General features: G+C 70.0%; 20 protein-coding genes. 10 read left to right on the top strand and 10 right to left on the bottom strand.

What is annotated here, in order from left to right; all coding sequences use genetic code 11:
* Nucleotides 1-77 precede the first annotated feature (77 nt).
* The gene (locus tag AB0K67_RS18045; RefSeq protein WP_364060747.1) at nucleotides 78-950 is read left to right on the top strand and encodes a sugar kinase; all 873 of its coding nucleotides are present in this window, start codon (nucleotides 78-80) and stop codon (nucleotides 948-950) included.
* A gap of 10 nt (nucleotides 951-960) precedes the next feature.
* Here AB0K67_RS18045 and AB0K67_RS18050 read toward each other — a convergent pair whose 3' ends face one another.
* Nucleotides 961-3,822, bottom strand: coding sequence for a CARDB domain-containing protein (locus tag AB0K67_RS18050; protein ID WP_364060750.1), 2,862 nt, complete (start codon nucleotides 3,820-3,822; stop codon nucleotides 961-963).
* Between the two features lie 239 nt (nucleotides 3,823-4,061).
* Here AB0K67_RS18050 and AB0K67_RS18055 point away from each other — a divergent pair, with 239 nt between their 5' ends.
* The 6 genes from AB0K67_RS18055 (at nucleotide 4,062) to AB0K67_RS18080 (ending at nucleotide 10,507) form a co-directional block, all read left to right on the top strand.
* Nucleotides 4,062-5,051 (top strand): LacI family DNA-binding transcriptional regulator, encoded by a 990-nt coding sequence (locus AB0K67_RS18055; RefSeq protein ID WP_364060753.1) that lies wholly within the window; start codon nucleotides 4,062-4,064, stop codon nucleotides 5,049-5,051.
* Between the two features lie 160 nt (nucleotides 5,052-5,211).
* Complete coding sequence (locus AB0K67_RS18060; RefSeq protein WP_364060756.1) at nucleotides 5,212-6,561, top strand: extracellular solute-binding protein; 1,350 nt, start codon at nucleotides 5,212-5,214, stop codon at nucleotides 6,559-6,561.
* A 6-nt stretch (nucleotides 6,562-6,567) separates the two neighbouring features.
* Entirely contained in the window at nucleotides 6,568-7,434 is an 867-nt protein-coding gene (locus AB0K67_RS18065) for a sugar ABC transporter permease (RefSeq protein ID WP_364060760.1), read from the top strand.
* Nucleotides 7,431-8,366 carry a carbohydrate ABC transporter permease gene (locus AB0K67_RS18070; protein ID WP_364060763.1) on the top strand — a complete coding sequence of 312 codons (936 nt, stop codon included), beginning with the start codon at nucleotides 7,431-7,433 and terminating at the stop codon, nucleotides 8,364-8,366. Before AB0K67_RS18065 ends, AB0K67_RS18070 begins: the two co-directional genes overlap by 4 nt.
* Nucleotides 8,367-8,370: 4 nt before the next feature.
* Nucleotides 8,371-9,882, top strand: coding sequence for an alpha-amylase family glycosyl hydrolase (locus tag AB0K67_RS18075; RefSeq protein ID WP_364060766.1), 1,512 nt, complete (start codon nucleotides 8,371-8,373; stop codon nucleotides 9,880-9,882).
* 97 nt (nucleotides 9,883-9,979) lie between these two features.
* Complete coding sequence (locus AB0K67_RS18080) at nucleotides 9,980-10,507, top strand: carboxymuconolactone decarboxylase family protein (RefSeq protein ID WP_364060769.1); 528 nt, start codon at nucleotides 9,980-9,982, stop codon at nucleotides 10,505-10,507.
* A gap of 135 nt (nucleotides 10,508-10,642) precedes the next feature.
* On the opposite strand, the gene AB0K67_RS18085 is transcribed toward AB0K67_RS18080, so the two are convergent.
* The 8 genes from AB0K67_RS18085 to AB0K67_RS18120 all read right to left on the bottom strand — a co-directional run bounded on the left by AB0K67_RS18085 (nucleotide 10,643) and on the right by AB0K67_RS18120 (nucleotide 20,015).
* Entirely contained in the window at nucleotides 10,643-11,566 is a 924-nt protein-coding gene (locus AB0K67_RS18085; protein WP_364060771.1) for a phosphotransferase, read from the bottom strand.
* A gap of 65 nt (nucleotides 11,567-11,631) precedes the next feature.
* Nucleotides 11,632-12,627 (bottom strand): LacI family DNA-binding transcriptional regulator, encoded by a 996-nt coding sequence (locus tag AB0K67_RS18090; RefSeq protein ID WP_364060774.1) that lies wholly within the window; start codon nucleotides 12,625-12,627, stop codon nucleotides 11,632-11,634.
* 32 nt (nucleotides 12,628-12,659) lie between these two features.
* Nucleotides 12,660-14,030, bottom strand: a complete 1,371-nt coding sequence (locus tag AB0K67_RS18095; RefSeq protein ID WP_364060777.1) for a GH1 family beta-glucosidase — start codon at nucleotides 14,028-14,030, stop codon at nucleotides 12,660-12,662.
* Entirely contained in the window at nucleotides 14,027-14,830 is an 804-nt protein-coding gene (locus AB0K67_RS18100) for a carbohydrate ABC transporter permease (RefSeq protein ID WP_364060780.1), read from the bottom strand. The genes AB0K67_RS18095 and AB0K67_RS18100 overlap by 4 nt, the downstream gene beginning before the upstream one ends.
* Nucleotides 14,827-15,789 (bottom strand): sugar ABC transporter permease, encoded by a 963-nt coding sequence (locus AB0K67_RS18105; RefSeq protein ID WP_364060783.1) that lies wholly within the window; start codon nucleotides 15,787-15,789, stop codon nucleotides 14,827-14,829. The genes AB0K67_RS18100 and AB0K67_RS18105 overlap by 4 nt, the downstream gene beginning before the upstream one ends.
* A complete protein-coding gene (locus tag AB0K67_RS18110; RefSeq protein WP_364060786.1) occupies nucleotides 15,786-17,081 on the bottom strand; it encodes an extracellular solute-binding protein in 1,296 nt (431 codons plus the stop codon). The genes AB0K67_RS18105 and AB0K67_RS18110 overlap by 4 nt, the downstream gene beginning before the upstream one ends.
* 173 nt (nucleotides 17,082-17,254) lie before the next feature.
* Nucleotides 17,255-18,145, bottom strand: a complete 891-nt coding sequence (locus AB0K67_RS18115) for a serine/threonine-protein kinase (RefSeq protein WP_364060789.1) — start codon at nucleotides 18,143-18,145, stop codon at nucleotides 17,255-17,257.
* A gap of 40 nt (nucleotides 18,146-18,185) precedes the next feature.
* The gene (locus AB0K67_RS18120; RefSeq protein ID WP_364060792.1) at nucleotides 18,186-20,015 is read right to left on the bottom strand and encodes an N-6 DNA methylase; all 1,830 of its coding nucleotides are present in this window, start codon (nucleotides 20,013-20,015) and stop codon (nucleotides 18,186-18,188) included.
* 76 nt (nucleotides 20,016-20,091) lie between these two features.
* On the opposite strand from AB0K67_RS18120, the gene AB0K67_RS18125 reads away from it, so the two are divergent.
* Together AB0K67_RS18125 and AB0K67_RS18130 are read left to right on the top strand one after the other, a co-directional pair.
* Nucleotides 20,092-20,862 (top strand): protein phosphatase 2C domain-containing protein, encoded by a 771-nt coding sequence (locus tag AB0K67_RS18125; protein ID WP_364060795.1) that lies wholly within the window; start codon nucleotides 20,092-20,094, stop codon nucleotides 20,860-20,862.
* 172 nt (nucleotides 20,863-21,034) lie between these two features.
* On the top strand, nucleotides 21,035-21,955 hold the full coding sequence (locus tag AB0K67_RS18130) for a CHAP domain-containing protein (protein WP_364061376.1): 921 nt from the start codon (nucleotides 21,035-21,037) through the stop codon (nucleotides 21,953-21,955).
* 22 nt (nucleotides 21,956-21,977) lie between these two features.
* Here AB0K67_RS18130 and AB0K67_RS18135 read toward each other — a convergent pair whose 3' ends face one another.
* Nucleotides 21,978-23,027: a glucose 1-dehydrogenase gene (locus AB0K67_RS18135; protein WP_364060798.1), complete on the bottom strand. Its 1,050-nt coding sequence runs from the start codon at nucleotides 23,025-23,027 to the stop codon at nucleotides 21,978-21,980.
* Between the two features lie 123 nt (nucleotides 23,028-23,150).
* On the opposite strand from AB0K67_RS18135, the gene icmF reads away from it, so the two are divergent.
* Nucleotides 23,151-26,363 carry a fused isobutyryl-CoA mutase/GTPase IcmF gene (icmF, locus tag AB0K67_RS18140; protein WP_364060801.1) on the top strand — a complete coding sequence of 1,071 codons (3,213 nt, stop codon included), beginning with the start codon at nucleotides 23,151-23,153 and terminating at the stop codon, nucleotides 26,361-26,363.
* The last annotated feature ends 268 nt before the right edge of the window (nucleotides 26,364-26,631 follow it).

Below are 26,631 nucleotides of genomic sequence, written 5' to 3' on the forward strand. Positions count from 1 at the left end.
AATTTGATCATGCTTCGACCAGGACTTATGTCGCAAAAATGCGATTTAGGACACGTGATCCACTACGCTCTGGGCCCATGACGGACGTCTACACCCTCGGCGAGCCGCTGGGCGTCGTCTCCAGCGGCAGGGTCCGCCACGAGAGCGAGGCCAGGCTGGACGTCTGCGGCCCCGAGTTCACCCTCGCCGTCGCGCTCGCCAGGCTCGGGCACCGCTGTGCGTACCTGGGCAAGGTCGGCGACGACGAGCTGGGCGCCAGAGCGCTCACCGTGCTGCGCGGTGAGGGCGTGGACGTCACCGACATCCGGGTGGTGGACGGCGTGCAGACCGGCCTGCTCCTTCGCGACACCCGGGTGGCCAGGCAGGTCCGCGTCTCGCACTACCGGACCTGCTCGGCGGGCTCGCTGCTCTCGCCGGGCAACGTGCCGATCGACCGGATCGGCGCCGCCAAGATGCTGCACGTGACCGGCATCACGGCGGGACTCAGCAGGGACGCGCGCGAAGCCGTCCGCGTCGCCGTCAACGCGGCGAGGAACGCCGACGTGATGATCTCGTTGTCCGTCGAGTACGTCCCCGAGCTGTGGTCCTCCGTACGCGAGGCCGAAGAGGTGCTGGGCGAGCTGGCCCGCGCCGCCCACCTGCTCTTCCTCCGCCAGGACGAGCTGGACCTGGTCAAGCCCGCCCTCACCCCGGAGCGCGAGGTCATCGTGGACAGGGGCGCGAAAGGCGCGAGCGTGCGCGCCGACCGGATGCGTTACGACGTCCAGGGCTGGCAGGTGCCGATCGTGGACACCTGCGGCGCGTTCGAGGCGTTCGCCGCCGGCTACATCAGCGCCGCGCTCGACGGCCTCACCCCGCAGGAACGCCTGCACCGCGGGGCGCTGCTGAGCGCCGCCGCGGTGACCAGCGTGAGCGACTGGCAGGGGCTCCCCACCAGGGCCGAGATCTAGTCGGCGGGATCTAGTTGATGGTCAGCGTGAACGTCGAGGTCGTGTTCCTGATGTCCTCGTGGTTGCCGCTGAAGCGCAGGTTGGTGAACGTGGCCGACCCGACGGCCGGTCCCTGACCGGGCTCGGGCAGCTCGTTCACCCAGATCCCGAAGCCGGACTTGGCGTCGAAGGCGTCACCGCTCTTCTCGGCCCCGCTGATCGACACGTTCGTGAAGACCGTGTCCGTGATCGGGTTCAGCGGCGTGCTCGGGTTCTGGTAGCCGGTCTGGAACATGATCCCGCTGTACGTCGGGTCCACGATGTCCAGATCGCTGATCCTGATGCCCTGGAACACCTTCGATGAGGAGAACAACCACATCGCCGGGAACGTCTGCTGCCCCCAGAAGTGCCCGCCCGCTCTGACCAGCGAGATGTCGTCGAACGTCGTGGGCGGGTCGGCGCCGAAGCCGTGCATCGGGTAGCCGAAGTCCAGCGAGGAGATCGTGACTCCCGAGTACACCAGCGTGTCCGCCACGTAGATGTTGCGGAAGGTGTTGCCGTAGCCGCCGTAGACCGCAAGGCCGGCGGCCCGCCAGGTCAGCAGCGAGGTCAGGTTCTCGTAGACGTTGCCGAACTGCTGGCCGGAGTTCTTGTCGGTGGCCGAGAACAGCGCGAAGCTGTCGTCGCCCGTGGACCTGGTCTCGATGTCGGTCACGCGGTTGCCGGTGCTGCCGTTGGTGAGGTTGAGCCCGTCGGCGAACACGTTCCTGATCCGCGCGTTCCTGATGGTGGAGTCGTCCACGTTCGTGCCCCACAGCATGCAGACCTGGTGCTCGACCCACACGTCGTCGATGGTGAGGTTCGCCACGTCGGTGAGGTCGAACACCTTGCCGGGGCCGTCGATGCGTTCGACGTAGTTGCCGAAGTAGGCGAAGCCGGAGAACGACGAGCCGCCCGCGGTGCCGTCCACGCGGAAGCCGATGTCGGTGTTGCTCCGGTCGGCGGGCGCGTGGAAGCGGGTGAACCAGGGGCCCGCGCCGACCACCTTGATCGCCTTGCCGTACACCTGGAACTTGCCGTCCGTCCGGTAGTCACCCGCCGGCAGGTAGACGCCGGTCAGCTCGGAGTCCATGCGGGCCTTGTCGAGCGCGTCCTGCACGTCCTGGTGGGTGAATCCGGCCGGTACGGCGTACGCCGCCGGGTCCGGGTTCTCCTTCGGGGCGACCTGCTCGAAGTCCACGAAGTCGATCGCGTACGTCGAGGTGTTGGCCGCGTCCTTCTGCAGCCGGATCTTGCCGCCCGCCGGGACGGTCTCACCGAGCAGCACGTGCGCCTCGTCGTAGATGTGCCGGGGCGGTCCCGCGTTCGGGTCGTTGACCGGGCTCGACTCGGGGCCGTACAGCCAGGCGTAGCGCGAGGTCAGCTCGATCGCCTTGCGGAACGTGCCGTTCACGTAGACGTTGAGCGTCGCGTCGATGCCGCCGCCGCCCGGCGCGTCGGGGATCGAGAACCGGGTGACCAGGGTGTTGGTCGGCGCCTTCGCGGTGAACTCGACGTACGCGCCGGTCTGGTTCAGCGTCACCGCGCGCCGGCCTGACGCCTCGCCGGCGATCGTGCCGATCTCCCTGCTGGGGCCGACGCGGGTCGCGCCGCCGCCGATGACGGCGTCCTCGGCCTCGTACGTGTCGTACGGCATGTTCGCGCCCCTGCCGACGAACAGCGGCAGCGTGCTGGTGTTGTTCTCGCGCTTGACCGGCAGCTCGTTGTCGTCGGCGGCGAGCACGGTCTTCACCGTGTACTTGCCGTTCGCGGCCGTCCACGTGCCGAGCGTGACCGGGCTCGTGGTGGCGCCGGGGGCGATCGAGCCGCTCACCGCGCCGGTCAGCGTCCTGACCACGTCGCCCGACGCGTCGGTGACGGTGAGCGTGATGCCGTGGGAGCCGCCGGCGGAGGCCACCGTGCCCTGGTTCTTGACGGCGACGGTGAACGTCACCGTCTCGCCCGCGGCCGGGTTGCCGGGCGTCCAGGAGACGGGGGAGGCGACCAGGTCGGCCGTCTCTGCGGGCCTGACGGTCAGGGTCGCGGTCGCGGTGTTGTCGGACTCGTCCTGCTCGGGGATCTCGCCGTCCTCGTCCACCGTGGCCGAGAGCCGGTACGTCCCCGCCTCGCGCGCGCCGATGTCCGCCGACACGGTCGTGCTCGCGCCCGCGGCCAGCGCGCCGACGGCGGCGGTGCCGAGCCTGTCGTCGCCCGCGTAGAAGGTCACGGACGTCGCGGGCGCGCCTTCGCTGCCCGCGTTCTTGACCGTCGCCGACAGCGTGACCTCGTCGGTCTCGGTGGGTGAGGCAGGGGAGTAGGTCAGGTCCGTGATGGTGAGGTCGGGGTTGGGGGCTGGGGTGCCGAAGATCTGGAACTCGGCGACCTGCCCGCCGGGCGCGCCGGTGTTGGCGGTGAAGCGGAGCCGCACGTCCGCCGCCCGGCCGGTGACGGGGATCGTCACGCTGTTGCCGGTGGCGGGGTCGAAGGTGTACGTGGCCTCGGGGACGAGCGTCGTGTAGTCGCCGCCGTCCCCGCCGTCCTGGGTGCGGCCCTGCACGGCGAGCGTCTGGGTGCGGCGGCCCCAGATGGGGTCGGGGTTGAGCCTGAGCGTGATGGAACTGAGCGTGACGTCCGCGCCGAGCTCGGCGGTGAGCGTGGCGGGATATCCGGCGCTCTCCCAGTACGTGGCGACGTCGCCGTCGTTGGCGTTGGCGGCGACGTAGACGTGGGTGTGCGAGGACGCGGTGATCGGCTTGCCGAGCGCGAGGTTCTCCTCGGCGGCGGCATGGGCGGCCTGATGCGGTACGGCGAGGAGTGGGACGAGTAACGAGAGGGCGGCTAACAGAGCTCTCATGGGGGTGGCCCTTCGAGGGTGAAGCGGATGGCCGCACCATAAGATGTCGAGCAGATAGCCGCAATATTTCGACGAGATTTCGCAAACGGTGAACTGACTCCTGTTGTCGGAGTTCGCCCAACCCTGCTGGTCAGTGCGGGCGCGACGAGCCCGAACCCCCGTGAGCCCCGCGCAAGGCGCGACGTCAGGTCAGCGTAAGCCGTTGCAAGCGCTTGCGCTGAAGGCCGTATAGTTTGCGCATGACACGACGACTCGCAGAGGTGGCCAAGAAAGTCGGAGTGAGCGAGGCGACCGTGAGCCGCGTGCTCAACGGCAAGCCCGGGGTGTCCGACGCGACCCGCGAGGCGGTGCTGACGGCGCTCGACGTGCTCGGCTACGAACGCCCCACCCAGTTGCGCGGCGACCGGGCCAGGCTCGTCGGCCTGGTGCTCCCCGAGCTGCAGAACCCGATATTCCCCGCCTTCGCCGAGGTCGTCGGCGGCGCGCTGGCCCAGCAGGGCTTCACCTCGGTGCTGTGCACCCGCACCGTCGGCGGCGTCTCCGAGGCCGACTACGTCGATCTCCTGCTCCAGCAGCAGGTCAGCGGGGTGGTCTTCGCCGGCGGCCTGTACGCCCAGGCCGACGCCTCCCACGGGCACTACGAGCTGCTGCACGAGCGCAAGCTGCCCACCGTCCTGGTCAACGCCGCCGTCCAGCACCTCGACTTCCCTCAGGTGTCCTGCGACGACGCGGTGGCCGCCGAGATCGCCATCGCCCACCTGCGGGCGCTCGGCCACGAGCGCATCGGCATGGTGCTCGGACCCAAGGACCACATGCCGTCGCGGCGCAAGCTGGAGACCTTCCTGGCCTCAGGCGGCGACCCCGAGCTGGTCGAGCACACGATGTTCTCGCTCGAAGGCGGCCACGCCGCCGCCACCCGCCTGGTCAGGCGCGGCGTCACCGGCGTCGTCTGCGCCAGCGACCTGCTCGCGCTCGGCACCGTGCGGGCCGCCCGCCGCGCCGGGCTCGCCGTCCCCGCCGACGTCTCGGTCATCGGCTTCGACGACTCCGCGCTGATGAACTGCACCGAGCCCCCGCTCACCACCGTGCGCCAGCCCATCGACGCCATGGGACGCGCGGCCGTGGACCTGCTGGTGGCCCAGATCGATAAGGCCGTCGTCCCCGCCGACGAGCTGCTGTTCGAGCCCGAGCTCGTCGTCCGCGCCTCCACGGCCCGCGCCAAGGTCTGAGAGCCCGCGTGACGGAGTCTCCTCCGCCCCTCCACAAAGCGTGCCAAGCTCGGAGAGCCTGCGTGATGCAGTCGTTATCTTGCAATATGAAGTCGAAATCTTGCGCCCTTCCGTCGAGGAACCTATGGTGTGGGCACCTCGCATCAAGAAGGGTCCAACCATGCAGAGATCCACCGGACTCCTGCTCGTAACCGCGTTGAGCCTCACGGCCACCGCATGCGGCTCGGGTGACGAGCCCGCCTCGTCCGCCGGCGGCGCCTCGGCCGTGTCGATCACGGTGGCCTGCCAGCCGGCCAAGTCCGCGCCCAAGGAACGCAAGGCGTGGGACGACGACGTGGCCACGTTCATGAAGGAACACCCTGGCGTGACGGTCAAGAGCACGGACCAGCAGCCGTGCTTCGACCCCAAGACCTTCGGTCCCAAGCTCGCGGGCGGCCAGATGGAGACCGCGTTCGTCGTGCCGATGACCAACTACGACGACGTGATCTCCAAGGGTCAGGCGCTGGACATCACGCCGTACACGAACCTCATCAAGAACTGGGACGACCTGCGCGCCGACCACAAGGAGCTGCTCACCAAGGACGGCAAGGTCTACGGTGTCCCCAACGTGCACTACAGCGTCGGCCTGGTCTACAACCGCGCGCTCTTCCAGAAGGCCGGGCTCAACCCCGACGCCCCGCCGAAGACCTGGGCCGAGGTGCGCGAGGCCGCGAAGAAGATCGCCGGGCTGGGCCCCGGCTACGTCGGCTACGGCGAGTACTCCGGCGGCAACACCGGCGGCTGGCACTTCACCCAGGCGCTCTACGGCCGCGGCGGCGACGTGCTGACCCCCGACGGCAAGCAGGCCGCCTTCAACTCCCCCGAGGGCAAGGCCGTGCTCCAGACCCTGCACGACATGCGCTGGGTGGACAACAGCATGGGCACCAAGCTCCTGGTCGGCTGGGAGTCGCTGATGATGGCCATGGGCAGCGGCAAGGTCGGCATGATGCTCGGCGCGCCCGACGTGATCACCGACGTGGTCACCAAGTTCAAGGGCGACGTCGACGACTACGGCATCACCGGCTTCCCCGAGGCCAAGGCGTCGCTGAGCGGCGGCGAGGCGTTCATGATCAACCCGAAGGCGACGCCCGAGCAGGCCAAGGCCGCGCTGCAGTGGCTCGACTTCCGCTACAACACCGTCGGCAAGGGCCGCTTCGACTTCGCCCGCGGCAAGGCCATCGGCAACCCGGTCGGCGTGCCGGACAACGCGGTGTACGGCGACTCGCTCACCGGCAAGGCCATCCAGGCCGAGCGGGAGAAGAACGCGACGCTGCCGGTCGCCAACTACGCGTCCTACGTGGAGGCCGCGGGCAACGTCCCGCCCAAGGCCGAGCCGCTGCATGCCCAAGAGCTGTACGCCATCCTCGACGTGCCGATGTCCGGCGTGCTGAGCCGCAAGGACGCGAACATCGACCAGTTGCTCGCCGACGCGGAGAAGAAGGCGAACGCGCTGCTGGCCTCCAAGGGCTGACCTTTCATGCGGATTCTCCGGCGCAACCTGACGGCCTACGGGTTCCTGTGCGCGGCGCTGTTCTGCTTCACGGTGTTCGCCTGGTATCCGATGGTCAGGGAGTTCATCCTGAGCTTCCAGAAGACCGACCTGATCAACGAGCCGGTCTGGGTCGGGTTCGACAACTTCAAGACGGCGATCTCCGACCCGGCCTTCGGTGAGGCCTGGCTCAACACCCTGGAGTTCACGCTCCTCGCGCTGCTGTGCGGCTACGCCGTGCCGTTCGTCGTCGCGCTCGTGCTGAACGAGCTGCGCCACGCCCGGGCCTACCTGCGGTTCGTGGTCTACCTGCCGGTCATGTTGCCGCCGATCGTCTCGGTGCTGCTGTTCCGGTGGTTCTACGACCCGGGGCCCGGGCTGTTCAACCAGGTGCTCGACGTCTTCGGCCTGCCGCCGCTCGCCTGGCTCGACAGCTCGTCCACCGCGCTGATCAGCCTGGTCATCGTCTCGACGTGGATGAACATGGGCAGCGCGACGCTGATCTACCTCGCCGCGCTGCAGAACATCCCGCCCGAGCTGTACGAAGCGGCCGAGCTCGACGGGGCCGGCATCGTCAAGCGGATCAGGCACGTCACGATTCCGCAGACCAGGATGATCCTGCTGCTCATGCTGATGCTCCAGATCGTGGCGACCATGCAGGTGTTCATCGAGCCGTACATGCTGACCGGCGGCGGGCCAGAGAACGCCACGATCACGGTGGCGTACCTGATGTTCCAGAACGCGTTCACGCTGCAGGACTACGGCTCGGCCGGGGCGCTCGGCATGATGCTCATGATCGTGCTGCTCGTCTTCGCCGCCTTCCAGCTCAGACTCACCAGGGAGGACAAGGCGTGATCTCCATCGGAGCCCGGGCGGCCGCCCGGCGCGACCGGGGCGGGAACAAGCGCGCGCCGAAGCCGATCGAGGTGCAGTTCCGCACCATCGTCTCGCCGCACCAGCTCAACAGCAGGTGGGGCCGGCGCATCTACTGGCTCGTGCTGGTCTCGGTGCTCGTGCTGTTCACGCTGGCGTTCGTCTTCCCGCTGTACTGGATGGCGACCGGCGCGCTGAAGACACCGGAGGAGCTGGCGCAGATGCCGCCCACGCTCTTTCCCGCCGACCCGTCGCCGGAGGCGTTCTTCGAGGCGTGGGACCTGTTCGACATCGGGACGCTGCTGTTCAACACCGCCTACTACTCGCTGGGCGGCTGGGTGGTCTGCATGGCCGTGGACGTGTCGGCGGCGTACGCGCTGTCGAAGCTGCGGCCGATGTTCGGCGGCGTCATCCTCGGCATGATGCTGGCCACGCTGATGATCCCGGCGATGGTGGTGCTGATCCCGCTGTACGTCACGGTCGTCGACCTCGGCCTGCTCAACAACCCGTGGGCGCTGTGGCTGCCGGCCGCGGCCAACGGCTTCAACATCTTCCTGCTCAAGCGCTTCTTCGACTCGATCCCCAGGGAGCTGATCGAGGCGGCGCAGATCGACGGGGCGGGGGCGGTACGGACCCTGCTGTCGGTGGTCCTGCCGGTCTCCCGGCCCATCCTGGGTGTGGTCTCCATCTTCACGATCGTCACCTCGTTCAAGGACTTCGTCTGGCCGCTGCTGGTCATGACGGACAGCGAGAAGATGACGATCAGCGTGGGCCTGTCGCAGACGGCCGGGGCCGTCACCCAGAACCAGGTCATGGGCGGGCTGCTGATCACCAGCATCCCCATGATCATCGTTTTCTTCATCTTCCAACGGCACATCATGGCGGGCCTGACCGCCGGAAGCATCAAGGGATGAGCGCATGTCGCAAACGTGGTGGCGGGGGGCCGCGATCTACCAGGTCTACCTGCGGAGTTTCGCCGACGGGAACGGCGACGGCGTCGGCGATCTCGCCGGCCTGCGCTCCCGCCTGCCGTACCTGAAGGACCTCGGCATCGACGCCATATGGCTCAACCCGTGGTACCCGTCGCCGATGGCCGACGGCGGCTACGACGTGGCCGACTACCGCGACATCGAGCCGGTCTTCGGGACGCTGGCCGAGGCCGAGCAGTTCATCGACGAGGCGCACGGGCTCGGCATCAAGGTCATCATCGACGTGGTGCCGAACCACAGCTCGGTCGAGAGCGCCTGGTTCAAGGAGGCCCTGGCGAACCCGGCGGCCCGCGACCGGTTCTGGTTCGCCGACGAGCCGCTCAACGACTGGCAGTCGATCTTCGGCGGCCCGGCGTGGACGCAGGTCCCCGACGGCCAGTGGTACCTGCACCTGTTCGCCCCGGAACAGCCCGACTTCAACTGGACGAACCCCGAGGTGCACCGGGAGTTCGAGGACGTGCTGCGGTTCTGGTTCGAGCGCGGCGTGGACGGCTTCCGCATCGACTCGGCCGCCCTGCTGATCAAGTCGGACACCGCGTACGAGGATCTCGACGAGGTGCACGACGTCTACCGCAGGTGGCGCAAGATCGCCGACGAGTACGGCGGCCGCGTCCTCATCGGCGAGGTCTGGCTGCCGGACCAGGAGCGCTTCGCCCGCTACCTGCGCCCCGACGAGCTGCACACCGCGTTCAACTTCGACTTCCTGTCCTGCGCGTGGGACCCGCGCGACCTGCGCAGGTCGATCGAGCTGACGCTGGCCACGCACACCCCGATCGGCGCCCCGCCCACGTGGGTGCTGTCCAACCACGACGTGACCAGGCCGGTCACCAGGTACGGCCGCGCCGACACCTCCTTCGCCCACGGCGGCGCCCTGCACGGCAGCCCGACGGACCTGGAGATCGGCTACCGCCGCGCCCGCGCCGCCGCGCTGCTCGCGATGGCGCTGCCCGGCTCGGTCTACGTCTACCAGGGCGAGGAGCTTGGCCTGCCCGAGGTGGAGGACCTGCCGGACGAGGTGCGCCAGGACCCGATGTATCGCCGCTCGGGCGGCAAGAACCCGGGCCGCGACGGCTGCCGCATCCCGCTGCCGTGGTCGGGTGACGAGCCGCCGTTCGGCTTCGGCACCGGCACGCCGTGGCTGCCGCAGCCGGAGAGCTGGCGCAAGCTGACCGCCGAGGCGCAGCGTACGGACCTGGGTTCCATGCTCAACCTCTACCGGTCGGCGCTCGCCATCCGCAGGGAGCTGCTCGGCGACGGGACGCTGACCTGGCTGCCGATGGGGGAGGAGGTGCTGGCCTTCACCCGCGACTCGGGCCTGACCAGCGTCACGAACCTGGGCGCCGCACCGGTCGCGCTGCCGGAGGGCCGGGTGGTGCTGGCCAGCGGCCCGCTGGAGGACGGCCTGCTCCCCACCGACACCACGGCCTGGCTGACCGCCTGAGCAGCCGGCGTCGCGGTCCGGCTCGACCGCCTGAGCCGGCCGTTTCATGCGGCTGCCTGACCACCGCCGCGCCCATGCTCCCGTTACGATCGGCGGCATGGCACGGCTGCGTCGGACACCACCGCAGGACCTGGACCCCGAGGCCCGGGCGCTCTACGACTCGATCACCTCGGGGCCGCGCGGCCGGTTCATGGTGGACGAGCATGGCGGGCTCACCGGGCCGTTCAACGCCATGCTGCTCAGCCCGCCGGTCGGCGACCCGCTGCAGCGGCTCGGCGCGGCCATCCGTTACCGCTCCACGCTGCCCGACCGGGCCAGGGAGCTGGCGATCCTCGTGGTGGCCGGGCACCAGGACAGCGCGTTCGAGCAGGCCGCGCACGAGCCGGTCGCGCGCGAGCTGGGCTTCACCGACGAGCAGCTCGCCGCCCTGCGCGCCGGCGACGCGCTCCGGCTCGACGACCCGGTGGAGGCGGCGGTGCTGCGCGTCGCCCGCGCCCTGGTCACCAAGGGCGACCTGGACGACGAGGAGTACGCGCTGCTGGGAGAGCGCGAGCTGTTCGAGCTGACCACGCTGGTCGGCTACTACACCACGCTCGCGCTCCAGCTCCGCGTCTTCCGCGTCTGACCGCGACCCGGCCCGGCGATAGCCGGGTTTCCGGCGCATGGCGGGGCAGGGGAGAAGATCCCAGCGGTCCGGCGGTGGGGCGGTCCGCGGCGGTCCGGCGGTGGGGTGGTTCGCGGCGGTCCGGCGGTGGGGCGGTCAGCGGGTTTCGCCGGTCGGGTCGCGGAGCCAGGCGTCCAGCGCCGCGCGGGCCTCACCGGCCCGCTCGGGGAACCGCAGCGCCCAGAGCAGCACCCACAGCGTGCCCTGCAGGCCGCGCGCCGCCAGGCACGCCCGCAGCAGCGGATCCTCCGGGTCGGCGCCGTACGCGCGCACGGCCGCCCGCCCGTCCAGCCGCCTGGTGCGCAGCAGGCAGGCGAGGTCCCACGCCACGGGCGCGGCCATGCACTCCTCGAAGTCGTTCCACCGCAGGCCGCCCGGCGTCGCCAGCAGGTTGCCCGGGTGCGCGTCGCCGTGCACGACCTGCGCCTGCGCCGCCGCGCCGGAGAACCGCTCCGCCAGCTCGGCGTGCGCCTCGCGCAGCCGCGCCAGCGTTCCGGGGTCGAGGGTCGCCGAGAGCAGGTCGAGCAGCCGCAGCGGCTCGTCCAGCACGGGCCCGAGCAGCGGCAGCCCGCCGGGGTGGCCGCGCAGCGCGGTGTGCAGCTCGGCCAGCATGCTCCCGAACGTCGCGGGCGTCACCTCGCGCTCCGGGTCGTGCTCGGCGTACGCCCAGAAGGAGAGCGTCACCCCGTCGCGTACGTGCGGCCCAGGCGGCAGCAGGTCGCTGGGCGGGACCACCGGCGCGCCCGCCTCGGCCAGGAACGACACGACGGAGAGCTCGCGCGCCAGCGCGTCCTGCGGGCGGGCCCGGCCGAGCGCGGTGACGGTGGGCACCCGGGCCACCACGGGCGCGGGCCGCAGGTGGACGCGGACGTTGAACGAGTCGTTGAGCACCACGGGCTCCCGCACCCGCACCCCGTGCTCCTCGGCCACCGCGACCGCCGCCGCCACCGCCGCCTCGGTGGACACCGGAACGGCGGCCACGGCCGCATCGGCGGCCCCGGGCACATCGGCTTCCGGCACGGCCGCACCGCCTCCTGGCACGGCGGCACCGTTGTCCCGCACGGTCACCTCGGACATCTCGCCGTTCAGGCCGACTCCCTGATCACCAGCTCGGTCGGCAGGATGACCGGGTCGGTCGGCCCGCCCTCGAACAGGTTGAGCAGCAGGCGCACCATGGCCGCCGCCTGCTCCGCGATCGGGTGGCGGAGCGTGGTCAGCGGCGGCTCGGTGTATTTGGCCGCCTCGATGTCGTCGAACCCGACCACCGCCACGTCGTCCGGCACCCGCCGCCCGGCCTGCCGCAGCGACTGCAGCGCCCCCACCGCCATGAGGTCGTTGGCCACGAACACCGCGTCGAGCTCGGGGTCGTCGCGCAGCAGCTGCCGCATCGCGACGGCCCCCGACTCGCGGGTGAAGTCGCCGACGGCCACGATGGAGCGCCGGTCGGAATCGCGCAGCACGTTGCGGTAGCCGGCCAGGCGGTCCTGACCGGCGATCATGTCCTGCGGCCCGGCGATGGTGGCGATCCTGCGCCGCCCGCTCTCTACCAGGTGGCGTACGCCCGCCTCGGCCCCGCCGACGTTGTCGTTGTCGACGTACGGGATGTCGACCGGCACCGCGGGCCGCCCGTAGGAGACCACCGGCACCCGCAGCCGCGACAGGGCCGACGGCAGCGGGTCGGCGCCGTGCATGGACAGCAGCATCACGCCGTCGACGTGGCCGCCGGCGATGTAACGCTCCACCCTGGCGTGGCTCTTGGGCGAGGACACCAGCATGAGCACGACCTGCTTGTTGACGGCCTCCAGCTCCACCGACGCCGACCTGATCGCGGTGGAGAACATCGGGTCCTCGGAGAAGACCCGGTTGCCCGGCTCGCTGACGACCAGGGCGATCGAGTCGGTGCGCTGGGTGACGAGGCTGCGCGCGGCGGAGTTGGGGACGTAGCCCAGCTCGTCGATCGCACGCAGCACGGCGTCGCGGATGTCGGGCGCGACCGTCGTCTGCCCATTGACGACGCGGGAGGCCGTGGCACGCGAGACACCCGCCCGGGCGGCGACCGCCTCCAGGGTCGGGCGTCTCATGACTGCACCGATAGGAAGACCACGGTAAAAATCTACAGGCCGTTCCTGACGATCACGTCCCTGTACCAGAACGCGCTGTCCTTGGGCAGCCGCTCCTGGGTGGCGTAGTCGACGTGCACGATGCCGAAGCGCCGCCGGTAGCCCTCGGCCCACTCGAAGTTGTCGAGCAGCGACCAGACCAGATATCCGCGCAGGTCGACGCCCGCCTCGATGGCCCGGTGCACCTCGCGCAGGTGCCCGTCCAGGTACGCCACCCGGTCGTCGTCGTGCACCCTGCCGTTCTCGACGACGTCGTCGAAGGCCGCGCCGTTCTCAGTGACCATGAGGCCGACCTGCGGATAGTCCTGCGAGAGCCGGATGAGCAGGCGGGACAGGCCGTCGGGGACGATCGGCCAGCCCATCGCGGTGGTGGGCGCGTCGGCCTCGGCGAACCTGACGCCCTCCGAGCCCGGCCACGCGGGGTCGGCGGGCAGCCCGGGACCGGCCTCGACCACGCACGGGTTGTAGTAGTTGATGCCGATCAGGTCGAGCGGTGCGTTGATGAGCGCGAGGTCGCCGTCCCGGATGTGCGCGGTGCCGCCGTTGCGCTCGGCCGCCGCGACGACCTCGTCCGGGTACCTGCCGTACACGGCGGGGTCGAGGAACTGCCGGGTCAGCAGCGCGTGGACGCGGTCCACCGCGGCCGCGTCCTCCTCGCTCGCCACCGCCGACGGGTCGTTGACCTGGGCGGGGGTGAGCACGGGCGCGGAGTTGACGACGAGCATCACGGCCCCCGCACCAGAATCGCGCAGCCGCCTGGCCGCGAGCCCGTGGCCGAGCAGCAGGTGATGGGCCGAGCGCAGGGCCTCGGCGGGGTCGCGGCGGCCCGGCGCGTGCACGCCGTTGCCGTAGCCGAGGAACGCCGACACCCACGGCTCGTTGAGCGTGGCCCAGTTGCGGACACGGTCGCCGAGCCGGTCGTGCACGACCTGGGCGTAATCGGCGAATCGGTACGCGGTGTCGCGATCGGTCCACCCGCCCCGGTCCTCAAGCGCCTGGGGGAGATCCCAGTGGTAGAGGGTGATGTACGGCGTGATGCCCGCGGCCAGCAGCTCGTCCACGAGCCGGTCGTAGAAGGCCAGGCCGCGCGGGTTGATCGCTCCATGGCCGTCCGGCTGGACGCGCGGCCAGGCCACCGAGAACCGGTAGGCGCCCAGCCGCAGCTCCCGCATCAGGGCGACGTCGTCGCGGAAGCGGTGATAGTGATCGCAGGCGACGTCGCCGGTGTCGCCGTCGGCCACGTTCCCGGGGGTGTGGGAGAAGGTGTCCCAGATCGACTGGCCCCGCCCGTCCTCCTTGACCGCCCCCTCGATCTGATAGGAGGCCGTGGCGGCTCCCCAGACGAAGTCCTCGGGAAAGATCATCCCTTAACAGCTCCTTGCATGATTCCGCCGATGATTTGCTTGCCGAACAGCGCGAAGACGGCCACGAGCGGCAGCGTGCCGATCGCGGTGCCCGCCAGGCCGAGCACGTAGTCGTTGACGTAGCCGCTGGCCAGCGTCGACAGCGCCACCTGCACGGTCGGATTGTCGGGGGTGAGCACGACCAGGGGCCAGAAGTAGTCGTTCCACGCCGACATGAACGTCAGCATGCCCAGCACCGCCGCCGCGGGCCGCGCGGCGGGCAGCACGACGTGCCAGAACAGCCCCCAGGTCGTGCAGCCGTCCACCCGGCCGGCCTCCAGCAGCTCGGTGGGCAGCGCGCGCTGGAGGTACTGCGTCATGAAGAACACGCCGAACGCGTTGACCAGCGCGGGCACGATGAGCGCGTAGTTGGTGCCGGTCCACTCCAGCTTCACCATGAGCATGTAGAGCGGGATGATGCCGAGCTGTGCGGGGACCATCATGGTCGCGACCGTGATCACCAGCATGATGTTCTTGCCCCTGAAGCTCAGCTTGGCGAAGGCGAACCCGGCCAGCGTCGAGAAGAACATCACCGCGATCGAGATCGAGCCGGCCACGATGACGGAGTTCAGCAGCGCCAGCCCGAACGGCACGGTGTCGAAGACGCGGGCGACGTTGGCGAAGAAGTTCCCGCCGGGCAGCAGCGGCGGCGGCACCTGGGCCAGCGCGGAGTTGTGCCTGGAGGCCACCACCACGCTGTAGTACAGCGGGAAGGCCGAGAAGAACGCCACCGCGATGAGGGTCAGGTAGCGCAGCCTCATACCAGACCGCCCTTCATGCGACGGGTGATGAGGAAGTTGATGCCGGCGACGATCACCACGGCGACGAACATCAGCCAGGAGGCCGCGGAGGCGTAGCCGAAGTCGAACGTCGAGTTCGCGAAGCCCTGCTCGTAGACGAACAGCGCCAGCGTCTGGAACTGCCGGTCGGGCCCGCCCGTCGCGATGCCGCCGCCGCTGCCGCTGCTCTGGCCGAACAGCATCGGCTCGGCGATGATCTGCATCGCGCCGATCGTCGAGACGATGACCACGAAGATGATCGTGGGCCTGATCATGGGGATGGTGATGCGGCGGAGCTGGGTGAAGCTGCTCGCGCCGTCGAGGGTGGCGGCCTCGTACAGGTCGCGCGGCACGGCCTGCATGGCCGCGAGGAAGATCAGCGCGTTGTACCCGGTCCAGCGCCACATGATCATCACTGAGAGCGCGACGTGCGAGGTGGCGGTGCCCGCCGCCCAGTCGATGTGGCCGACGCCGAACCAGGACAGGATCCAGTTGATCAGGCCGAAGTCCCGGCCGAAGAGCTGACTGAAGATCACGACCACCGCGACGACGCTGGTGACGTTCGGCAGCAGCAGCGCCACGCGGAACAGCGTCTGGAACCGCAGCCTCCTGTTGAGCAGGTGCGCCAGCCAGATGGCCAGCGCGAGCTGCGGCACGGTGGACAGGATCCCGATGGACAGGGTGTTGAACGTGGCGTTCCAGAAGTAGGAGTCGCCCAGCAACGTCGTGTAGTTGCCGAGGCCGATGAACTCCTGCGTCTCCGACAGCAACGTCCACTCGTGCAGGCTCACCCAGGCCGTGTAGACCAGCGGGAAGAGCCCGAAGGCGCAGAACAGCAGGAAGAAAGGGGCCACGTAGGCGTACGGCGACACCCTCATGTCGAGGGTGTGCCGCACGCTGCGCCTACGCCTCTGCGTGACCGCGAGAGGAAGAGAGCTCATTTGATCTTCTTGACGTCCTGGAGCACCTGGGCCCACGCCTCGTCGGGCGTCTGCTTGCCCTGCTCGACCCGGCCGAGGCCGTTGCCGATGACGGTCCGCACGTCGGCCTCCTTCGGGCCGAGGTGCTGCGGCTTGAGCGCCTTGGCGGCGTCGGAGTAGATCTTGCCGATGGGGGCGTCACCGAAGAACGGCTTGGTGAAGTTCTGGATCGACGGGTCGTCGTACAGCGACGGGATCGACGGGAACGTGCCCTCCTCCTTGAAAACCTTGGCCTGGTTCTCCTTGGAGGTGAGGAAGTCGATCAGCTCGGCCGCCTCCTTGGGGTGCTTGCTCTGCTTGGGCACCATGAGGTGCGAACCGCCGCTGTTGCCCGAGCCGCCGGGGACGGCCGCGATGTCCCACTTGCCGGCCGAGTCCTTGGCCTGCTCCTGGATGAAGCCGGTCATCCAGGCGGGGCAGATGATCGTGGCGAACGAGCCCTTGGCGAAGCCGGTGTTCCACGGCGGGGAGAAGGCGGCCAGCTTGGCGGTCAGGCCCTCCTGGGTGAGCCGGTTGGACAGGTCCCAGGCCTTCTTCACCTCAGGGTTGGTCTCGACGATGATGTTGTCCTGCTCGTCGTACAGGCCGACCGGGGCCTGGTTGACCATGGCGCGGAAGATCTCACCGGGGGAGTCCACGAACTTCGCGCCGGGCACGTTCGCCGCGGCGAACTTCTTGCCGATCTCGATGTAGTCCTCCCAGGTCGGCCAGAGCGCCGAGACCTTGTCGCGGTCGTCGGGCAGCCCGGCCTTCTTGAACAGGTCCTTGCGGTAGCACATGGCCAGGCCGCCGACGTCGGTGCCGAGGCCGAGCACCTGCTGCCCGTCCTTGCTGAGGCCCTGCTGCCACTTCCAGTCGAGGTACTCGGACTGGCGCTTGTCGAGGCCGTACTGCTTGAGGTCGACGAACTTGCCGGGCTGGGCGGTGAAGGTGCTGATGTAGCCGACCTCGACCGCGACGACGTCCCCCGCACCCGCGTTGGTGGCCAGTCGCTTGACCAGGTTGCTGTGGTGGTCGTTGAACTGGGTGACGTTCTCGACGATCTCGATGTTCGGATGCGTCTTCTTGTATTCCTCGTAGAGAGGCTGGAAGCCGAAGTCGCCGAACAGGTCGACGGTCAGCTTGATCTTCTCGCCGGGCTTGGCGCTCGACTCGGCCGCGGTGCCTTCGCCTCCGCCGCCGCAGGCCGTCGCCAGTGCGAGGACGGACGCGGTGAGCAGGGGCAGGCCGAGCCGCCGGATGCGAGGGGCCATCGAAACCCTCCTGGGTCTCCGTGCAAAGTGGTGACTAAGAGAGCGCTCTCTCAAGAGATTCGCGGCGCTCACATGGCTCTGTCAACGGAGGTTACATAACGATGGTGTTATTCGAGAGAGCGCGATCTCGCGAGGTCGGCGGGGTTTCGCAGCTCGCGTGCGACGGAACCGGTTCAGCCGGTGAGGGCGCGGCCGGCCATCCTGGCGTACATGCGGCCGGGGCTCGGGTCGGTGGTGAGGAAGCCGGGCAGCATGGGCAGCCCGACCGCGAACGGGTCGAGCCGCTCGTACAGCTCGTCGGCGTCGGCGGGGCGGTCGTCGGGCTTCTTCTCCAGCAGTTGCGCGAGCAGCTCGCTCAGTGGCTCGGGCAGCCCGGGAATGGTCGGAGGGCGCTCCTTGACCTGCTTTTCGAAGACCACGTAGTCGGTCGGCCCGGTGAAGAGCTGCTCGCCGGAGAGCATCTCGTGCAGCACGCAGCCCAGCGAGTACAGGTCGCTGCGCGGCTCGGTGATGCCGTGCTGGATCTGCTCGGGCGCCATGTACGCCGGCGTGCCGAGGATCTGCCCGATCCTGGTGAAGGTGGTGACGTCGGGCTCCCTGAGCATCGCCAGGCCGAAGTCCAGCACCTTCACGCTGCCGTCGGGGCAGAGCATGAGGTTGGTCGGCTTGAGGTCGCGGTGGCAGATCGACAGGGCATGCGCCGCCGACAGCACCGCGCACGCCTGCGCCGCGATCGCCGCCGCCCACGGCACCGGCAGCGGCCCGTGCTCGTGCACCACGTCGGCCACGGTGACACCCTCGATGAACTGCATCACCTGGTAGAGCCGCTGCTCGTGGGTGCCGAAGTCGTAGAGCACGGGGGCGCCGGGATGCTCCAGCCTGGCCAGGATCCTGGCCTCCCTGATGAACCGGCGCTCCAGCTCGTTGTCGGGCCCGCTGGGCAGGCGCAGCAGCTTCACCGCCACCCTGCGGTCGAGGTGGCGGTCATGGCCCGCGTAGACGGCGCCCATGCCGCCCTGACCGAGAGGAAGGTCGTCGAGCTCGTAGCGGTCACCGATGACCATAAACCCCCTCTCCCGCAGCCTTCCGGAGAAAACTACACCGTCAGGACTGCGGGTGCAGGTGGCCGTCGGCGAGGCCGTCGAGACCCAGCCGGATCAGCGTGTGCCCCAGCGTGGAGGTCTCGCGGATGGCGTCCTCCAGCACGGCCAGTTGCCGGAACGCCGCGCCGTACGCCTTCTGCTCGCGCAGCGACAGCCGGGGCAGCTTGGTGCGGCGTACGTCGAACCTGCTGGAGCCGGTCGTCACCCGCCCGCCGGCGGCCCGCAGGAACCCGGCGAGGAAGTCGGGGTCGAGCCTGCGTCCGTCCACGCGGTAGAGCGTCAGATGGGGACCTAGCACCGCGCCGCCGTCGGCCATCACGCGTACGGCGGAGTAGGAGGCCACGACGTCGCCCGGCTTGATCGGGACCAGGCCCTGCTGCATCGTCGTCGAGCCGGACGGCGCGCCGCCGTTGAGCAGGTCGTCGGAGGTCAGCACCGGGATGTCACCGCCGTCGGCGGCCATCTTGGGCGGCGCCTGCGAGGCCGTGACCAGGCCCTCCTTGATGAGGTCGCCGAGCGTGGTTGCGGGCTGGTCGAGCGGCTGGTCGAGCACCTTGAGGTCGGGCGGCGGCACCGCCGTGGCGGCGAGGAAGCGGTCGCGCGCCTCGGCGAAGGCCCGGCCCACGTCGTCGCGCCGCTGGTGGCGGGCCGGGGTCATGTCGACCTCGTCGGCCAGCAGGTCGATGATCCGCACGGTCTGGTCGCAGCGGTCCTCCATGTACGCCTGCCAGGCCGGCTCGACCGCCGACAGGTCGGCCGTGGCGTCGAGGATCAGCACCTCAGACGGCGGGCGCTCACCTGCCGCCGGGCGGCGCAGCAGCCACAGGTCGCTGCCCGGCAGCGCCACGACGGCCCGCAGCGCGCCCGCGCGCAGCAGGTTGGCGCGGATGCGGCGGCCCGCCTTGCGGCTGGCGGCGGCCGGCGGCATCAAGATGGCCACCAGGCCGCCCGGCTTGACGTGGGTGAGGCAGTGCTGGACCCAGGCCAGCTCGGGCTCGCCTCTGGGCGGCAGGCCGTACTCCCAGCGCGGGTCGCCGGTCAGCTCCTCATAACCCCAGGCCCGCTCGCCGAACGGCGGGTCGCACACCACCGCGTCGGCCCGCTCGCCGGCGAAGCCGTCGCGCCGCATGGAATCGCCCGGCACGATCGTGGCCTCGACGCCGCGCAGGCGCAGCCGGGAGGCGGCGATGGCGGCCGAGGTCTCGCTGAGCTCCTGGCCGAGGATGCGCGAGGCGCGGCTGGAGGCCAGCAGCAGCGTGCCCACGCCGCACGCGGGGTCGAGCACGGTCGCGCCCTCGGTGCCGACCAGCCGGACCATCAGCCCGGCGATGTCGTCGCGGGTGACCGAGAGCCGGCGCGAGTGCGCTTCGAGATAACGCTCACACAGGAACTCGTACGCGCGCAGCGGCCCGAGCTCCCTGCCCAGTTCGAGTATGAGGTCGGTCAGCTCGGGATCGAGCGTTACGGGGCCGTCGTGACCTGCGCTTTCACCGCCGGGACCGGCGTCGGGCGACGGGCTCTCGCCGTCGCCCGCGACCTGGGCCGCCTTGGTCAGCAGCGCTCCGGCCTGGGCCACCAGCTCGCCCAGATGCAAATCTCCCGCCGCTTTCAGGCGTTGCCAGGCACGATCTCCCAGGGAGACCTGGTAGGACTTCCCATAGCGACGTAGCCATGACTCGACCTGCCGCAGCGAGAACAGCGGCTGATTGGCGGTGCCGCCGATGGGCTGGGGGAAGTCGTCGTGGCGACGGCGCCAGTTGCTCACCGCGGCCCGCCCGACGCCGGCGAGCCGGGCGATGTCCCCGGCGTTGACGGTCGGGTCGTGGCTCATGGAGCCCACAGTAGTTCACAGGAGTCTTCAGCGCATCTGCTTGTGAAGTCTTTCAACCAATGATTTACTGCAGGGTATGAAGCACAACATCCGCTATGCCGCCGGATCAGACGTGGGCCGCCGCCGGGAGCAGAACGAGGACTCCGGCTACGCGAGCGGCCGGTTGCTCGTGGTGGCTGACGGGATGGGTGGACACGCGGCCGGCGAGCTGGCGAGCTCGGCGGTGATCGCCGTCATGCGCGAGCTGGATGCCACGCTTCCCGAGACGGGCTCCGACCTTGAGGCGGCCCTTGAGGGCGCCGTGCACGAAGCGGGGCGCAGGCTGGTCGAGCTGGCCGACATCGACCCGGCGCGCAGAGGGATGGGCACCACGGTGACCGCCATGCTCTGGGACGGCTACCGCTTCGCTCTGGCTCATCTCGGTGACTCCCGCGGATATCTGCTTCGCGACGGTGCTCTCTACCAGATGACCAAGGATCACACACTCGTGCAGTCGATGGTGGACGAAGGGCGGATCACGGAGGACCAGGCCGCCGTCCACCCCCGCCGGTCGATGGTGCTGCGCGTCCTGGGCAGCGAGGGCAGGGCGGAGCCGGACATGGCGCTGCGCGAGGCCGAGCCTGATGACCGCTACCTCCTTTGTTCCGACGGGCTCACGACGGTGCTCGGGCCCGAGGTTCTGCACGAGGTCCTGACCACGGTGGCAGAACCTGCGGCGGCCGTCCAGCGGCTCATCGATCTCGCCAACGAGGGCGGCTCGCCCGACAACGTGACCGTGATCGTGGCCGACGTGGTCGCGCCGGGCGCGGGCGATGTGAACGTCTACCGCGTGGGCGCCGGCTCCTAAAAGACGTAGTAGGCCGTCACATCCGTCCCGGGAGCAACACAACCGAAATTTCGGCTCATAGGACGACACTTTCCAGGTGACCCGCGCGCTTCCGCGATGGCGCTACTACAGTCCATCGTGATTCGCCTGTCTTCTGGGAGGAGTCACTCTGGACCCGATCGCGGACAAGCTGCTGAAGACGGTTCGGCAGGAACTCGGATACAAGGAGAAGAAGGGCCAGTACACCAAGTTCGGCCAGTGGTACGCCGATCGCGTCCAGGACAGCCAATACCGCGACGCGCCGTGGTGCGACATGTTCCTCGCCTGGGCCGCGAACAAGGCCGGCGTCTCCGAGTACGTCGGGGAGTTCGCCTGGACGCCCTCCCACGCCGCCTGGTTCATCCAGAAGGGCGCGTGGAGCAAGAAGCCGGAGCCCGGCGCGCTCGTCTTCTTCGACTGGCGCGGCGGCAAGAGCTACAAGGGCATCGACCACGTCGGCATCGTCGAACGGGTGGCCGGCAAGAAGATCCACACCATCGAGGCGAACGTCGACCGCGTCTGGCTCAAACGCAAGGTCAGAGAGACCGACAAGGTCGTCGGCTACGGCATTCCGCGCTTGGTCAAGGCCAACGCCGATCTGAACGAGATCCGCTCGACCGAGCAGCCCTTCATCTCGCCGCCCAGATCGCAGACGGGGCAGGGCTCGCCGCTCGACTTCTTAGGCACGCCGGTCGCGTTACTGGCCGCGATGGTGCTCACCACGATCGTCCTCTCCCTGCGGCTGACCCGCCGCCGCGGCGCACACCGCCGGCTCTCCTGGCCGTGGTTCGCGCGTTCCCGCTCCTCCTCCGCTCAAGACGTACGGCGCGTCCCGACTCCCAGGAATCCCTTCGCGGGCGAAAGTCCCCCCGAGCGCAGGCCCGCCGGCTCCCGGCCCAGGACCGCGGCGCCGCCCCAGACCTTCCAGACGTCCCAGATCGTCCGGCCCGCCCAGACCGCCCGTCCCAAGCCGCAGAGCGCCCCGCAGGCCGCCCGTCCCGCGCGTACGCGGGTCGCCGCCGGATCCGTGCCCGAGCCCGCCTCCAGGCGGCGCAGGCCGTACGAGCGGAGCTGAGGCCCGGTCTGAAGGCCCCGCGTCAGGCCGTCAGATCGATCACCGCCTTGACGTCCTCGGCCGGCTCGAACGCCTCCAGCGCCCGCGTCAGCGGCACCCGCCGGGTGATGAGCCGTCCCAGCCACTCCCTGTCGGCCTCCGCCAGAGCCGCCGCCGCGGCCCGGAAGTGCCGCAGGTTCGCGTTCACCGTCCCGAAGACCACGTCGTTCTCCAGCACGATCTCCCGGTTCATCACGCCCGCGTCCACCCGGTGCGCCCGCCCGCCGGGAGCCAGGCCGCACAGGCACACGATGCCGGCCGCCGCCGTGGTCGTGAGCGAGTCGATGACGAGCTGCCCGGCCCCGGTGCACTCGATGATGATGTCCGGCTTGGCCTCTCGGAAGTCCTCCAGCGTCGAGGACGAGTGGTAGATCGCGCCCAGCTCCTCTGCCAGGCTCGACTTGAGCCCGTGCGGTGAACGGTCGAGCACGTGCACCTCAAGGCCGCGCTGCCGCCCGAGCAGCGCCGCCAGCAGCCCGATCGGCCCGGCCCCCGTCACCAGCAGCGTGCGCGGCTCGAACCAGGCCCGCGAGCCGATCCGCTCGATCTGCTCCCACGCCTTGGCCACCACGGAGGCGGGCTCCACCAGCACGCCGAGCTCGCCCAGGGCGGGATCGACGCGGACGGCGTAGGCGGCCTCGATGGTCCACAGTTCGCTGCCGAAGCCGTCGAGCTCCTTGATGCCCCGCTCGGTGTAGCGGCCGTTACGGCACATGTCGAACTCGCCGCGCCGGCACGCGCCGCACGGCTCGGGGTCGGGGCGGCGTACGACGCCCACCACCAGGTCGCCGGGCGAGAACGCCGAGCCGTCCGGCGCGCGCAGCACCCGGCCGAGCGACTCGTGCCCGATGACCATCCGCTCTTCGCCGGGCGGCGGCCAGCCGTAGTCGCCCTCTGCCAGCTCCCTGTCGGTCCCGCAGATGCCCAGGGCGAGACCCTGGACGAGCAGCTCGCCCTGGCCGGGCTCGGGGTCGGGCACCTCCCGCACCTCCAGCGTGCCCTTGCTCCCCGGCACGAACGTCAGCGCGCGCATCGCGTCACCTCCTGCCAGCCCCTTACCCCGGACACTGTCGGGAAATAGTAGGACGTCCTAGTATCAAGAAAGTAGGACGTCCAATTATCTGGGGGAGAAGCCTCCACGAAGGAGTGATCAGGCGTGCACGTCCCGGTACACCCCGTCCGCTTCGTGACCGCCGCGGCCCTGTTCGACGGGCACGACGCGGCGATCAACATCATGCGGCGCATCCTCCAGGCCCAGGGGGCCGAGGTCATCCACCTCGGGCACAACCGCTCGGTCGACGAGATCGTCACGGCCGCCATCCAGGAGGACGTCCAGGGCGTGGCGATCAGCTCCTACCAGGGCGGGCACGTCGAGTTCTTCACCTACCTGGTCGAGCTGCTGCGCGAGCGCGGCGCGGGCCACATCAAGGTGTACGGCGGCGGCGGTGGCGTCATCGTCCCCGAGGAGATCGAGCTGCTGCACTCGCGCGGCGTCGCGCGCATCTTCTCGCCCGAGGACGGGCAGCGCTACGGCCTGCCCGGCATGATCAACCAGCTCATCCAGGAGTGCGACGTCGAGCTGGGCGACCCGCCGCAGGCCGAAGCCGTGATGGCGGGCGACCAGGCGGCGCTGGCCCGCGCCATCACCCTCATCGAGAGCGGCAGGGCCCCCGCAGAGCTGCTGGAGGGCATCAGGAACGCCACCGACCGCCGCGCGCCCGTCCTCGGCATCACCGGTACGGGCGGCTCCGGCAAGTCCTCGCTCACCGACGAGCTGGTCCGCCGCTTCCGCATCGACCACGACGACAAGCTGCGCATCGCGATCATCGCCATCGACCCCACCCGCAGGCGCGGCGGCGGCGCGCTGCTCGGCGACCGCATCAGGATGAACAGCCTGGGCCCGCAGACCTACTTCCGCTCGCTGGCCACCAGGGGCGCCGCCAACGAGGTGCCCGCCTGCATCGACGACGTCATCGCCGCCTGCCGGGCCGCCGGCTATGACCTGGTGATCGTCGAGACGCCCGGCATCGGCCAGGGCGACGCGGGCATCGTGCCGCACGTGGACGTGCCGATCTACGTCATGACGCCCGAGTTCGGGGCGGCCTCGCAGCTCGAGAAGATCGACATGCTCGACTTCGCCGAGGCCGTGGTGATCAACAAGTTCGAGCGGCGCGGCGCCGAGGACGCCCTGCGCGACGTGCGCCGCCAGCTCGTACGCAACCGCGAGGCGTTCGGCGTCTCGCCCGAGGACATGCCGGTCTTCGGCACCATCGCCGCCCGCTACAACGACACCGGCGTCACCGCCCTCTACCACCACCTCAAGCCGCTGCTGCCGACCGGCGCCTCCGGCCCCGGGCTGCTGCCCAAGGTCGAGGGGCGCACCTCGAAGGTCGCCGAGGCCATCGTGCCGCCGTCCAGGAGCCGCTACCTGGCCGAGATCGCCGAGACCGTGCGCGCGTACCACGCGGAGACGCGGGCGCAGGCCGAGGTGGCCAGGCGCAGGCAGCAGCTCGCCGCCGTACGCGAACTGCTGGGCGAGGACGCCCCCGAGTCGGGCCGGCTCGCCGAGCTGGCCGAGCAGGCCGAGCGCGAGCTGAGCGACGAGAGCCGCGCGCTGCTCGACGCCTGGCCGGGCATCAAGGAGCGCTACTCCAACGACGAGCTGGTGGTGAAGATCCGCGACCGGGAGATCCGCACGCCGCTGTGGCGCGAGACGCTCTCCGGCAACCGCATCCCCCGGGTCGCCCTGCCGCGCTACACCGACCACGGCGAGCTGCTGCGGTTCCTGCGCGGCGAGAACCTTCCGGGCATGTTCCCGTTCACCGCCGGCGTGTTCCCGTTCAAGCGCGACGACGAGGATCCGACCAGGATGTTCGCCGGCGAGGGCGACCCGTTCCGCACCAACAGGCGCTTCAAGCTGCTCTCGGAGGGCCAGCCCGCGACCCGGCTGTCCACCGCGTTCGACTCCGTCACCCTGTACGGCCACGACCCCGACCCGCGGCCCGACATCTACGGCAAGGTCGGCACCTCCGGCGTCTCCATCGCCACCCTCGACGACATGAAGGTGCTCTACGACGGGTTCGACCTGTCCGCGCCCAACACGTCGGTGTCGATGACGATCAACGGCCCCGCGCCGACCATCCTCGCCTTCTTCCTCAACACCGCCATCGACCAGGCCAGAGACCGCTTCCGCGCCGAGCACGGCCGCGAGCCCGACGAGCGCGAGGACCGTGAGCTGCGCGCCCGCACCCTCGCCACCGTCAGGGGCACCGTGCAGGCCGACATCCTCAAGGAGGACCAGGGGCAGAACACCTGCATCTTCTCCACCGAGTTCTCGCTGCGGATGATGGCCGACATCCAGGAGTGGTTCATCCGCAACAGCGTCAGGAACTTCTACTCGGTCTCCATCTCCGGCTACCACATCGCCGAGGCGGGGGCCAACCCGATCAGCCAGCTCGCGTTCACGCTGGCCAACGGGTTCACGTACGTGGAGGCGTACCTGGCCAGGGGCATGAAGGTGGACGACTTCGCGCCCAACCTGTCGTTCTTCTTCTCCAACGGCATGGACCCCGAGTACAGCGTGCTCGGCCGGGTGGCCCGCCGCATCTGGGCCATCGCCATGCGCGAGCGGTACGGCGCGGGCGAGCGCTCGCAGAAGCTGAAGTACCACATCCAGACCTCCGGGCGGTCCCTGCACGCCCAGGAGATGAACTTCAACGACATCCGCACCACGCTGCAGGCGCTCATCGCCATCTACGACAACTGCAACAGCCTGCACACCAACGCCTACGACGAGGCCGTCACCACGCCGTCGGCCGAGTCCGTGCGCCGCGCCATGGCCATCCAGCTCATCATCAACCGCGAATGGGGCCTGGCCAAGAACGAGAACCCGCTGCAGGGCTCGTACATCATCGACGAGCTGACCGACCTGGTCGAGGAGGCGGTGCTGGCCGAGTTCGAGCGGCTGTCCGACCGCGGCGGCGTGCTCGGCGCCATGGAGACCGGCTACCAGCGCGGCCGCATCCAGGACGAGTCCATGCTGTACGAGACCCGCAAGCACGACGGCTCGCTGCCCATCATCGGCGTCAACACCTTCCGCAACCCCGCCGGCTCCGACGACTCCGATCCGCACAAGCTGGAGCTGGCGCGCGGCACCGAGGAGGAGAAGCGCTCCCAGCTCGAACGGCTGCGCGCCTTCCACGAGCGGCACCGCTCCGAGGCGCCCGCCCACCTCGCCCGGCTGCGCGAGGCCGCCATGTCGGACGGCAACGTCTTCGAGGTGCTGATGGAGGCGGTCAGGCACTGCTCGCTCGGCCAGATCACCGACGCCCTCTTCGAAGCCGGCGGCCAGTACCGCCGCAACGTCTGACCGCACCCACCCCGGCCCGGCCCGGCCCACCCCTGCCCGGCTTGCGCCGCCCGGCTTGCGCCGCCAGGTCCGCCCGCCCCTGTCAGCGCCGCCCGCGCCGACCGGGGCGGTGCGCGGGCTCTGATCAGGGGCGTTCGCGTGGACCGGTTTGCGGCGTTGGCGCGGGCCGGAAAGGTTGGTGCGCGTAGGGTCGAATTCGCGGCGTTCGCGGTGGCCCCGCCGGGCGGCGCGAGGGGCGGCGGCGCAATCATCGGCGGGCGGTGGCGGG

It is taken from the genome of Nonomuraea sp. NPDC052634, from assembly GCF_040678535.1.
Lineage (GTDB): Bacteria > Actinomycetota > Actinomycetes > Streptosporangiales > Streptosporangiaceae > Nonomuraea > Nonomuraea fastidiosa.